General features: G+C 52.3%; 12 protein-coding genes. 3 read left to right on the top strand and 9 right to left on the bottom strand.

The features are described 5' to 3' along the window. Nucleotides 1–3 precede the first annotated feature (3 nt). Nucleotides 4–1608, bottom strand: coding sequence for a BCCT family transporter (locus tag FCS97_RS06770; RefSeq protein WP_138517626.1), 1605 nt, complete (start codon nt 1606–1608; stop codon nt 4–6). A 240-nt stretch (nt 1609–1848) separates the two neighbouring features. Between FCS97_RS06770 and FCS97_RS06765 the strand changes: the two genes are divergently transcribed. Then, on the top strand, nt 1849–3969 hold the full coding sequence (locus tag FCS97_RS06765) for a TonB-dependent receptor (RefSeq protein ID WP_138517625.1): 2121 nt from the start codon (nt 1849–1851) through the stop codon (nt 3967–3969). 184 nt (nt 3970–4153) lie between these two features. Continuing rightward, the gene (locus tag FCS97_RS06760; protein WP_138517624.1) at nt 4154–4645 is read left to right on the top strand and encodes an acyl-CoA thioesterase; all 492 of its coding nucleotides are present in this window, start codon (nt 4154–4156) and stop codon (nt 4643–4645) included. On the opposite strand, the gene FCS97_RS06755 is transcribed toward FCS97_RS06760, so the two are convergent. The 7 genes from FCS97_RS06755 to FCS97_RS06725 form a co-directional block, all read right to left on the bottom strand. Beyond that, entirely contained in the window at nt 4638–5909 is a 1272-nt protein-coding gene (locus tag FCS97_RS06755) for an MSMEG_0569 family flavin-dependent oxidoreductase (RefSeq protein ID WP_138517623.1), read from the bottom strand. The two genes, FCS97_RS06760 and FCS97_RS06755, sit on opposite strands and share 8 nt — an antisense overlap. Nucleotides 5910–5920: 11 nt before the next feature. Next, complete coding sequence (locus FCS97_RS06750; protein WP_342776954.1) at nt 5921–6211, bottom strand: MSMEG_0570 family nitrogen starvation response protein; 291 nt, start codon at nt 6209–6211, stop codon at nt 5921–5923. Then, entirely contained in the window at nt 6186–7202 is a 1017-nt protein-coding gene (locus tag FCS97_RS06745) for a sll0787 family AIR synthase-like protein (protein ID WP_138517622.1), read from the bottom strand. The genes FCS97_RS06750 and FCS97_RS06745 overlap by 26 nt, the downstream gene beginning before the upstream one ends. Then, nucleotides 7199–7750, bottom strand: a complete 552-nt coding sequence (locus tag FCS97_RS06740) for an MSMEG_0567/Sll0786 family nitrogen starvation N-acetyltransferase (protein ID WP_138517621.1) — start codon at nt 7748–7750, stop codon at nt 7199–7201. Before FCS97_RS06740 ends, FCS97_RS06745 begins: the two co-directional genes overlap by 4 nt. A 21-nt stretch (nt 7751–7771) precedes the next feature. After that, nucleotides 7772–8848, bottom strand: a complete 1077-nt coding sequence (locus FCS97_RS06735; RefSeq protein ID WP_138517620.1) for an MSMEG_0568 family radical SAM protein — start codon at nt 8846–8848, stop codon at nt 7772–7774. Continuing rightward, on the bottom strand, nt 8835–9791 hold the full coding sequence (locus FCS97_RS06730; RefSeq protein WP_138517619.1) for a Nit6803 family nitrilase: 957 nt from the start codon (nt 9789–9791) through the stop codon (nt 8835–8837). The genes FCS97_RS06735 and FCS97_RS06730 overlap by 14 nt, the downstream gene beginning before the upstream one ends. A 64-nt stretch (nt 9792–9855) precedes the next feature. Next, entirely contained in the window at nt 9856–10338 is a 483-nt protein-coding gene (locus FCS97_RS06725; RefSeq protein ID WP_105029808.1) for an MSMEG_0572/Sll0783 family nitrogen starvation response protein, read from the bottom strand. A 281-nt stretch (nt 10339–10619) separates the two neighbouring features. Here FCS97_RS06725 and FCS97_RS06720 point away from each other — a divergent pair, with 281 nt between their 5' ends. Then, a complete protein-coding gene (locus FCS97_RS06720; protein WP_138517618.1) occupies nt 10620–12044 on the top strand; it encodes an aminotransferase-like domain-containing protein in 1425 nt (474 codons plus the stop codon). On the opposite strand, the gene FCS97_RS06715 is transcribed toward FCS97_RS06720, so the two are convergent. Then, nucleotides 12025–12498: a nuclear transport factor 2 family protein gene (locus tag FCS97_RS06715; protein ID WP_138517617.1), complete on the bottom strand. Its 474-nt coding sequence runs from the start codon at nt 12496–12498 to the stop codon at nt 12025–12027. The genes FCS97_RS06720 and FCS97_RS06715 overlap by 20 nt on opposite strands. Between the last annotated feature and the right edge of the window lie 41 nt (nt 12499–12539).

Below are 12539 nucleotides of genomic sequence, written 5' to 3'. Positions count from 1 at the left end.
CCATCAGGCTCGTGGCTCGCTGGCCAAGCCTTTGATCACCGCCACAGTGGCAACCAGCAACACAATGGTGAACGGAAACCCGGTGGACACCGACATCGCCTGCAAGGCAGCCAGGCCGCCACCCAAAATCAAGGCAATTGCTACCAAGCCTTCGAACACACACCAGAATACGCGCTGAGGGGTTGGCGCATCAACCTTGCCGCCCGCTGAAATGACATCGATCACCAAGGAGCCCGAGTCAGACGAGGTGACAAAAAACACAATCACCAACACGATGGCCACGAATGAAGTAATTTGCGCCAGTGGCAGTGCCTCCAGCATCATGAACAACTGCAAAGGCAATTCTGCTTCGGCAGCCGCCTGATAACCTTCACTGACCACCTGTTCAATGGCCACACCACCAAACACCGACATCCAGAGCACACAGGCCAGCGAGGGCACCAGCAACACGGATACGATGAATTCACGCACTGAGCGCCCTCGGGAAACCCGCGCAATGAACATGCCCACAAATGGCGACCAGGAAATCCACCAGGCCCAGTAAAAGGCGGTCCAGCCCTGCGTGAAATTGGCATCCTCACGGCCCACCGGATTCGACAGCGCGGGCAGGTATTGAATGTAGGCAAGGAGATTGTCCAGCACACCGGTCAGGATCAGAAGCGTTGGGCCCACAATAATGACGAACAACAGCAGCGTAACGGCCAGCAGCATGTTGATCTCTGAAAGGCGCTTCACACCCGCATCCAGACCGGCAACCACCGACACAAGCGCAATGGCCGTAATGCCAATGATCAACAACACCTTGCTGGTGTCATTGGCGGGAAAGTCGAACAGAAAGTTAAGGCCCGCAGCAGCTTGCGATGCCCCAAACCCAAGCGATGTGGCCAAACCGAACAAGGTGGCAAGAATTGCCAGAATATCGATGACGTGACCAGGCCAACCCCACACACGCTCGCCCAGCAAGGGATAAAAAATTGAACGAATGGTGAGCGGCAATCCTTTATTAAATGAAAAGATTGCCAAACCCAAAGCGATGATCGCGTAAATGCCCCAAGGGTGCAAACCCCAGTGAAAAATAGTGGCCGCCATGCCCAAGCGGGTTGCTGCTGCCGTATCACCTTCCGCGCCGCCCAAAGGTGCCCAGTCGGTACCGCCCACCGAACTTGTGTAATGCGACAAGGGCTCGGACACACCATAAAACATCAAACCAATGCCCATGCCAGCGGCAAACAGCATGGAAAACCAGCCCAGGTAGGTGTAGTCGGGTTTGGCCTCGGTGCCGCCCAGCCTCACCTTTCCCAATGGCGAAATTGCGATGCCAAGGCACACAAGAATGAAGACATTGGCGGCACTCAGAAAAAACCAGTCCAGGTTTGAGGTCAGCCAGTCGCGCATGGAAGTAAACAGTGGAGCCACTTCATTCTGAAACGCCAGGGTGAGAATGACAAATGCCACCACGGCCAGTCCGGAGATTGCAAAAACCCGGTTGTGAATGTCCAGACCGAATGGACCCACCTTCATCACGATGTTGTCCTGACCCACCTTGTAATCCGTATCAATCGGATTAACGGCACCGTCTGGCGTCATCAAATCTTTGCTGTCGCTCATCAACTTTCCTCTGTTTTTCTTGAATTTGGTTTTCACCTTAACAGAGATTGACGCCTCAACAACACCACATTTAATTCATAAAGTGAATGATTTTTCCGGATCACCAAAACCTACAAATATGTAAATGATACTTATTTTTATTTATTTGAGCGGAATCACACCCACCCCACTCCTCTTTATTTGATAATGATTATCATTACAAATTGATCATATTTGCGTCCATCTTCTCTGGAATTCAACATGCCCTTCAAACTCAAAACCACCGTGCTGGCCATCGGCTTGGCCAGCCTGTCCTCTGCCTGGGCACAAAACACCGCCCTTCCCGAAGTCAAAGTGTCTGCTGAACCGCAGCAGGCTGACACCAACGGCACGGTGCCGTATGCGGGCGGGCAGGTGTCCCGCCAGGGTAATGTGGGTATTCTGGGCAGCAACGATGTGCTGGACATTCCATTCAGCACCACCAATTTCACCTCGACCCTGATGGACAACCAACAGGCTCGCACGCTGAAAGACGTGCTGGAAAACGATGCCTCGGTACGCGTACTGACCAGCACAGGCGGCTTTGGTGAAGACTTTCAAATTCGCGGCTTCAACGTGCCCAGCGGCGATGTGGGCTTGAATGGTTTGTACGGCTTGGTGTCGTCAAGCCGACTGCCCATCGAAATTCTGGAGCGTGTGGAATTGCTGAAAGGCCCCGGTGCCTTGGTTAACGGCATTGCGCCGAATGGCAGTGTGGGTGGTGGTATTAATGTGGTCACCAAACGGGCAAGCGACGTACCACTCACCCGCCTTGAAACCAGCATTCAAAGCGAAGGCCAGGTGGGTGCACACCTTGATGTGGGTCGCCGCTTTGGCAACAACAATGAATGGGGTGTGCGATTCAACGGCGTGCTGCGCGACGGCGAAGGCAGCATCAAAAATGGGGATGCCGCCCTGGGCCTTGCTGCGATTGGTCTGGATTATCGCGGCGACAAACTGCGCTGGTCGCTGGATGCATTTGATCAACGCGAAGACATTGACGCCGTGCGTCCGCAAATCGGTATTCCAGCCACGCTGGCTTTTGTACCTGCTCCACCGCCCGGCGATTTGAATTTTTACCCTGGCAATCCGCTTGAGCTCGAAGACTCCACCCTGGCCACCAAGCTGGAGTTTGATGTGAATGAGCAAGTGACGGTGTACGGCGGCATGGGCTACCGCAGCGGCGATGCAACACAGTTGTTTCCGGTAACAGGAGGTGATCTGGATGAACAGGGCAATTTCACAGTGCGCGGCACTTATTTTGATTCGTACACAAAAACTTCCAGTTACGATGCCGGTGCACGCATCAAATTCAATACAGCCAGTGTGAAACACACGGTGAATATTGGCGCCAGTTTGCTGGAACAGGAAAGCGGCAATGTGTTCGTTTCAGCCAGCGCAAACGTGCCTTCGAATTTGTACAACCCCACGCCTCTGCCACCAGTGGGTGCGCCACGGCGCGGCCCCAGTAAAACAGGCGAAAGCACCTTGTTCAGCTATGTGATCTCCGACACGATGGCGTTCATGGATGAGCGTTTGTTGCTCACCTTGGGCGCACGGGACCAAACCGTTGAACAAGACAGTTTCAACAGCACCACCGGCGCAGTCACCAGCTCCTACAGCGCCAGTTCTATTTCACCGTTGGTGGGCGTGGTGTTCAAGGCCACACCCAGTACCTCGATTTACAGCAACTACACCGAAGGCCTGACACGCGGCACAATTGTCGGCCCCGCCTTTGCAAATGCCGGTGAAATACTTGCACCGTTCAAATCGCCACAATTCGAAATTGGTGTGAAGAAAGATTGGGGCAATGTAATTACCACAGCCTCGGTGTTCGAAATTTCCCGCCCCAACTTGCAAACCAATGCGGCAACCAACACATCGGGATACGATGGCGAACAACGCAACCGAGGGCTTGAACTGGCCGCTTATGGCGAGGTAGTGCCAGGCTTGCGTGGCATGGCCAGCGCACTGTTCAACGATGCAGAATTGACCAGCACTGCCGGCGGCGTGAACCAAGGCAACGAGGCACCCAGTGTGCCACGTCAAACCTTCAGCCTGGGGCTGGATTACGACCTGCCCTGGCTGCCGAAAGCCAGTGTGAACGGACGTGTGATCAATACTTCAGAAATGGCGGTGAACGCAGCGAACAACTTGCGCACCGACGGCTGGACCCGTTACGACATTGGTGCACAGTACCGAACCAACTTGGGCAACAAACCCATGGTTCTGCGCGCCAACATCGAAAACCTGACTGATGAGAACTATTGGTTGTTCAGTGGATCATTCGCAACGGTTGCTGCACCGCGTACGTTTGTTGTGTCGGCGTCGGTGGATTTCTAAGCAGAACCTTGATCCCGCTTCCCTACCAGAAAATTAATTGGAGCTCATATAAATCGAACAGCTTATGATCGTGTGAGTCAGGCTATTGAAAGACGACTAAACCTTATATATTCGGCATACTCACTTGTAGTATGCCGAGTAGCTTAGGGCACTACAAAGATACTTTTATGGCACCACCCACTTCATGAACAACTCCAACATCTTCAAACAAAGCGACCTTCACGGCATTTCAATTCAAGAGACTAATTCGACCGTGTGGAACAACACACCACAATTCGTCGCACAGGTCACAGTTCAGCCTGAACATCTGGATGAATTCAATCACACCAACAACACCATTTATTTGGTGTGGATGCAGGCTGTTGCAGCCTTGCATTCTCGGCAACTTGGGCTGACCTTTCAAGACTTTGTTGAACTGGGATATGGCTGTGTGGCCCGCCAGCATCACATGGAATACAAGCGCCCCACCTTTGCTGGCGACACCCTGTGGGTAGCCACCTGGATCAGCCACAACGAAGGCAAAGCCGACATGACGCGCCAGTACCAGTTTGTGCGCGAAAGCGACCAAACCACCGTGATGCAGGGGCACACACAATGGGTTTGTATCGATATGAAAACCGGTCGCCCCAAAAAGCAACCCTCGCGTTTTGTTGAGGCTTACCGGGCGGTTAATTAACGCCTTCAAGCACAGTCTGGAATTGCCGTTCGATTTCCCCGAGCAGAAACGCCGAATCACGCGCTACGCCCGAGAAGCGCCCGGAACCCCAAGTGTGTAACCATGGCAAGCCAAGAAAATACACACCGGGTTCCCGGCTAACTCCCCGGTAATGATTCGGATAACCTTTGCCGTTAAAAATCGGCAAATCGATCCAGTCGAAGGAGCTTTCAAAACCGACTGACCATACAATTCCCGTGATATTTTCTGCAAGCAAATCAATACGGGAACATCCTCCTTCTGGCCTCCACACGGGAACATACCGAGCCTCTTCTGGCGCTGAAATCCCATTCTGGGCGATGAAACCATCAATCATGTTCTTGATGTTCTCACTGCTTTGGTCTGCATTGTCCAAATTCTTTGCCAGGTCGTCTGCAAATTCCATCACCCCATCCACGCAATCAGCCAATCGGCCATGAAGCTGCATGCCTTCTTTGGCCCGCATTCGCAGATCAATGTCTCGCCCACCATCCCGCCCTGTCACGTAATGGTTGGCTTTGGCACGAACCGCCTCTTTCTGCGGATGCAATTCCACGGGCATGTCGTAATGCCCCATGTCAGTCAGCCATTCCACCACATCCCGACCGCGATACCGTCGAGCCACACGGGGCGCACTGCCCACCGACAAGTGAACACGGCGACCTGCCAAATGAAAATCTTCGGCTATCTGGCAACCACTTTGGCCAGAGCCAATGATCAGAACATTGCCCTCTGGAAACTGAGCAGGATTTCGGTATTCCGAAGAATGAATTTGCTGAATGTGTGCAGGCACCTTTTCTGACAACCTCGGAATTCTCGGCTTGTGATAGCCGCCCACGGCAACAACAACCTGCTTGGCCGTCAAGGTGCGATGCGTACTTTGAATTTCAAACAAACCGTCGCTTAACTTGCGCAACTGTTTGACTGCAACACCTTCAAATACCGGGGGGTGAAACGAGGCAGCAAATGCCTCCAGATAAGCAACAATGTCCGCTTTCTTCATGAAGCCTTTTGGTTCCGGCCCAGCGTAAGGAAAGTCGGGCAAATTGCATTGCCAATTTGGGGTTACCAAACAAAAGCTGTCCCAACGCTGATTGCGCCAGCTGTGGCCAATCTGGTTTCTTTCCAGCACCACATGGTCAATTTCTTTGCGCGTCAGGAGGTAACTCATTGACAACCCGGCTTGCCCACCTCCAATCACAACAACGGAATAATGTTCTTTCAATTTACCCGATTCATAACTCATGGTCTTTTCCTTCAATCCATTCGGATGACTTGCACCGTAGCGGCTGGCCAGTTCTGAAATCTGCTTGCCTTGGCCTGAATAATTTCCAGTTGATCAGATGCTGCGGAACATGCGAAACCATATTTTTCACGCACACGATCGCTGGCTAAATTCAAGCCAAGCTCAGAAACTTTTAAAAACTCGCTCAACGAAATCTTTTGCCCTTCATGCAGAAAATTCCGAATAATCGAGGATGGCGATTGACACTTCATCACCGAAGAGTCTGGCCACATCACATCAAATCGAACCACAGGCATGTGCATCTCCAAACTCATGATTGCTCTTGTTCAACTGGCTGCAACCCAATAACGACCTATCTGAAAAATCCCACAGCAGCTCTCGTTCATCCTCGTGATTCAACCAAACCCGGGAGTCTGCTGTCACGTGCCCCACCTCGTAGCACAGCAAGTCTCTGCTACCGAAAAGTTGCTTCATTGACTCAACAGAACTGGGTGGGACACTGAATACAAATCCAAAACTAGGGAACGTTTGCATCCAGCGTTCAACTGGCACTCCTTTTGGGCTCGGGAATGCACAAGGCCAAATTTCGGCCCCACACGCTGAACATTCCAGCATCATCAAAGTGGTACCCAAAGGCCCAGCCATACTGATGTCTTTACAGGCCACTGCCAATCCACGCTCTGCCACCTGGGCAAGTAATTCCAGATCGGCCCGCAATCGTTCGACGGGTGCTTCGGTACTGGCATTCCAGTTGTTCCCTGACCCGTGGTAGTGACCCCTCAAATCAATCACACTCATCAAAACATCACCCGGCTTGGCATCGAAACTGCTCAATACCGCGTTAGCAGAGCCAATAATTGACACAGCAAGCTGAGATTGTTTATTCCTGGCATTCGTGTGCCCACCCACAATCGGCACTTTGTACCTTGCCGATGCAGCGGCCATACCTTGAAGAATTTTTTCCAATTGGCTTGAATCGGCTGTCCACACTGCATCAACAACCGCTGTGGGTCGGCCGCCCATGGCCGCGATGTCACTGACATTCACCATGACACCGCAATAGCCTGAAAACCAGGGATCTTCCTGAACAAACTCGTTCATGAATCCTTCAATCGCAAACAGCAGATAAGACCCATCTGCCGACTTAAACACCGCACAGTCATCACCCACCAGGCATGAGGAATCGCAGGGTTGCGCACCAGCCAACGCGCCCATTGCGATCGCAATGTCTTTTTTGTGAGCCATCCCTTTGCTTTCTCGAATGGTTTGCACCAAGGTTTGAAGCCCACTCATACACGCCTCTCAGCGAACATGTGAACAAAGCCACAGCCTGGATCGTGAGAGTGTGGATACGCCTCAAGATCAGCCTGCATGAACATATGCCCTACACCGTGCACATTGATATGGCCCAAAGCCCGCCAACCCAGCTTTTGGAACAAGCCCACATTCTGTAGCTGAACATTCGCATAAAAAACCCTGCAGCCTTGCGCCTTGGCACTGCACACGGCCATTGCAATCAGTGCCTTCCCAAGGCCTTTAACCGATCGATAAGCCTTATCGACTGCAAGGCGAGAGCCTACCCACACACCGGGTGACTGCTCATGAATTCGCACTGTTCCAACCACTGCATCGGGAATGCCCAGCAAGCCGATGGTGGCTACTAATGTGTAAGCCTCGCTGTCAAATACATCATGGTCACTGGTTTGAAAAATACCTTGTTCCACCACAAAAACATCGTTGCGAAGTCTCTGCGCTTCACGCAGTGACCAGTCATCTACAGCGAGTTTGATGTGGCACTCGCTGTAGTTGAATTCCTCAATTTTCATTCCGGTAATAAACATGGAATCGCCTCATACTTGGCATCAAGTTTCAAATTTTTTCAGCGTTGAACACGCACCACATTTTCCGCAACCAGCCTTCATGTCCTTGGACAACAAATCAGCATCACGCAACATCTGACCCACCGGTTTCAGCACCTCGAGCATGAATTCCGAACTGGGGACAGGATGACTTTCCAAAGGGGTGCCACCAATGGGCACAAAGGGAACCACAAAGGGATAAACACCACGCCGTATCAGATCACGGCACATGTCGACAATGCCAGACTGTGAATCGCCCAACCCTGCGATAATGTAAGTACTCACCTGCCCACGGCCAAACACCTTCACCGCTGCATCAAAAGCCTGCATGTAATAACTCACTGGCACAGTGGCTTTGCCGGGCATGATGGCTTGCCGCACGCTGTCAGTAATTACCTCAAGGTGCATACCCAAGGTGTCTGCTCCACTTCGCTTCAATTCTTCAAACCACTCAAATCTGTCGGGCGGTTCAATTTGGACTTGAATCGGCAAATCCACCGCCGCCTTCACAGCCAACACACTTTCAACCATGATTGCAGCGCCCCGATCCGGCGTAGCGGGTGTACCCGTGGTCATCACCATGTGTTTCACACCGTCCAGTTCAACTGCAGCCTTTGCTACTTCTGCCAACTGCTGCGGTGTTTTGCGCTCAATAGTTCGCCCGGCAGCCAAAGACTGCCCGATCGAACAGAACTTGCATGTTTTGTTTCTGCTTTGGTAGCGAATGCAGGTTTGCAGCACTGTGGTGGCCAACACGTCGCTGCTGTGCATTGTGGCAATTTGTTCGTAAGGAATTCCGTCTGCGGTGGTCAGGCCATAAAATTTTGGCTGCCTTGGAAAATCAATCACAGCGATTGGAATGCCATTTTTACGAAGCTCGCTTTTACCATTCGCGTCGGGTTTGCTTGCGATGAATGGCGAGTCCCACGCGGTGTGAGTGTGAACCGGAATCATCACTGTTTGACCATCGACCACCACCGCCTTGTGATCAGAAGGGCCCGCCCCACCTCGCCGACTTGGTGCACCCACGGAGGGGTCTTCCAGCCTCAAGCCATATGTTTGAAGATCAGTACTCAGCATGCTGCACCCCCGAAATTTTTCGCATGGGGCTCGAGGCCTCGTCCCGGACCATCAAGCTCAACAACTCGGGGCGTGCATAATGTCCCACGGAGTCCATCATCCGTTTTCGCTTGGTCACCAGCGCCATGTCCAGGTCAGCCACCACCAGCCCCTCACCCTCGGTCAGCGGCTCGCCCAGCAACTTGCCTTCCGGGCTGACGATCCCAGTGAAACAACCGCCACGCAGGCCTTTTTGCAAGACACTGTCTTGAGAAATACTTTGAATTTGCTCTTCGGAAAGCCACGCAGTGCTGTTGATGACAAAACAGCCTGATTCCAATGCGTGGTGGCGGATGGTCACCTCCATTTGATCGGCAAACACTTGTCCCACCAATGAGCCAGGAAACTGAGCACAGTGAATTTCCTCGTGCTGGGCCATCAGGCAATATCTGGCCAAAGGGTTGTAGTGTTCCCAACATGCCAGTGCACCCACACGGCCTGCGCCAGACTCAACCACTTTCAAACCCGATGCATCGCCCTGCCCCCACACCATTCGCTCGTGGTAAGTCGGTGTAATTTTTCGGCGCTTCAAAAGAATTTCTCCAGTGCTGTCGAAAATAATTTGTGCGTTGTATAGCGTGCCGTGGTCTCGCTCATTCACACCCAAAACAACCACCATGTTGTGCTTGGCGGCCATGGCTGACACTGCATCGGTTTCGGAACCGGGCACAGTTACCGCATGCTCATAAAGCCGCAAGTGTTCCTTGCCTTGCTGTACCGGTGGCGAAACAAACGAGAAATAAGGGTAATAAGGCACAAACGTTTCCGGGAACACAATAATTTGTACGCCCCTGGCTGCAGCCTCCTCCATGGTTTGGCAAACCCGTTGGATTGTTTGACCCGGATTCTGCAAATCAGGCGCGATCTGCGCTGCTGCTGCACGAATTATTCTGGATTCCGTCATGCACACATTCTCCACTTCAACTTACAACTGGCAGGGCCGCCAACAAGGCGACCCCACTGCTTGTTTACAATGTCCAGGTATCAATAATCACAGCGCTGTCGCGCTTGTGAATCAACACCAAATCCATCACATCCAGAGGGTTGATTGGTCGAATGCCTTCAATCAAGGATGGTTCACCATGCCCATACAAGGCCTGCAAGGCAAAGCGGCATGCGTACACCTTGCCGCCTTCACCCATGAACTTCTTGATCTGGTTGTTGAAATTCAAGTGACCCGGGAAAGCCTCATTTCCCAAGGTGGGGAATCCGCGCTGAACACCCAAAGTAACGCCAGGGCCGTAGAGCAATACTGAGGTTTCGAAACCCTTGCGCTGCAAGCGTGTGGCCTGCAACAAGTTCACAAATCCAATCGAACCTTCAAACGCCACCGTGTGAAAAGTCACCAGCGCTTTTTGGCCCGGCTCAGCCTTCACATCCTCAAATACTTTTTCTTCGTAATCGACAAAATAATCGCCATCAACATGAGCGGGGTGATTTACTTTAGGCATTTCATGATCTCCAGAGTCATCAACAAATCGGCACCGTGAAAGTGATCTGCACTGTGCCGGCGCACACAGAATTAGTCGCAACGCCTGTACCAATTCACCCATTGCCAATCCAATCAATGTGCAATCAAATCCATTTCATGCGACTTTCCAGCGTGTTTGATTATTCAAACTGAAACTTTTCACCGCAGAACATGGCCAAAACGTTGCACCTGAAAAGTGCGATGCACCGGGCGCGCAAGTTGCTTGCACCCATTTGAAACCGACAGGTGGGGCGGGTGCACATGCGAAGTAAATCGACTCTTTTGGAAGAATGGAACAAGGCGCTGTCAAACTGCGACAAGCCGGCCTACATGGCGATCGCCGAGACTATTGAACTGGAAATACAGCAAGGGATCCTGAAACTGGATGACCGGTTACCACCCATTCGGGAATTGGCAAAGGGACTGGACTTGGACTACACCACAGTCGCCCGAGCCTATCAGGAGGCCCAACACCGCGGCTTGATTACCTCCAAGGCTGGCGTGGGCAGTTATGTCAGAATTCGAAACTCAAACCAGCTTGAAGCAGAACCCACGCTGATTGAAATGACCATGAACATGGCACCGGAACCACAAGAACAGGAGATTCTTGCCCGCATGCGTCACGGTGCAAGGCATGTGACCGAACAAGGAAATTTTCACAGGCTAACAAGGTATCAGGACTTCGGCGGAAGCGAAGAGGATCAACTGGCCGCCAGTACTTGGTTAAACGGCATCAGCCCACATCACCAGGGAAGAACCGTCCTGGTCACGCCAGGCATTCAGGCCACACTGGCAGGCCTGATGACAGCCTTGGTCGGCGCTGGCAACACGCTGTGCGCTGAAACAATCACCTACCCGGGCGTGAAAGCCATGGCAGGATTACTAGGCATCCGAACACTGGGTATACCCAGCGATGGCGAAGGCATTCTGCCCGATGCCTTGGAGGCGCATTGCAGAGTCAATAAAGTTCGTGCCCTGTATTTGAACCCGACCATCCAGAACCCAACCACGCGAACCATCAGCGAAACACGCAGACATGAACTGGTGGAGGTCGCTCGACACTTTGGTTTGAAAATCATTGAAGACGACCCCTACAGCAAACTGATGCGCACCCCACCCCCGTCGTTGGCCAGTCTTGCACCAGAGTTGACTTACTACATCAATGGCTTGTCCAAAACATGCAGTGCAGGTCTTCGAATTGCATTTCTGGTGTGCCCCACCGAACTGGAGTCAAAACGAATCGCGTCATCATTGCGGGCCACCCAAATCATGGCCAGCCCGATGTGTACCGCACTGGCCACCCAGTGGATTCTTGATGGCACTGCGCAAATGTGCCTGGATAGCATTCGTATGATGAGTCAGCGAAGGCAACTGATCGCCAAGCGAATACTGGGTGACTTTAAAATCGAGACGAATTCCGAGGGTTTTCATTTGTGGTTGAATCTCCCCTCGGTATGGAATCAGTCTGCGTTCTGCGGGCGCCTGCTCAACCGCGGCATCGCCATTGCCAGCGCTGACATGTTCTGCCTGGAGGGCAGCACACCCAACGCCGTGCGGCTTTCTCTGGGTGGCAATTTGAGTGACGAGCGCATTGAGCAAACTTTAAGAATCGTCGCTGAAACGCTCAACAGCTATCCGCCATCCAGCGCTCAGCAGCAAAACAAATTTACAGCCCGAGATCACTAAGCCCAGGGTGGTCGGCTGGTCTCGGGCCTTGTGGCCAGTGAAACAAGCGGTCTGACTCACTGATCGGAATGTCGTTAATGCTGGCATGGCGCGCTTGCATCAACCCCCTTGAATCAAACTCCCAATTTTCATTCCCGTAACTTCGAAACCAGTTTCCAGCAGTGTCATGCCATTCATAAGCAAATCGAACCGCAATGCGATTGCCTGAACAAGCCCACACTTCCTTGATCAATCTGTAGCCATTTTCATGCGCCCACTTTCGGGTCAGAAAATCGACAATCGCCGCCCTGCCATGAAATATTTCACTGCGATTGCGCCATTTCGAATCTTCGGTGTAAGCCATGGACACTGCCACTGGGTCTCTGGTGTTCCACGCATTCTCTGCAGCCCTAGCCTTCTTGGCCGCTGACTCAAGATCGAATGGGGGTAAGGGTGGTCTGGTTTCTGTACTCATTTCCTGCTCCATACACAGTTGATTGCTAAAGGTGCGCAGGC

The organism is Limnobacter alexandrii (genome assembly GCF_005871185.1).
In the GTDB taxonomy this organism is placed as follows: Bacteria; Pseudomonadota; Gammaproteobacteria; order Burkholderiales; family Burkholderiaceae_B; genus Limnobacter; species Limnobacter alexandrii.
The sequence above is the reverse complement of the archived record's forward strand: the minus strand, read 5'-3'. Positions and strand labels throughout refer to the sequence as shown.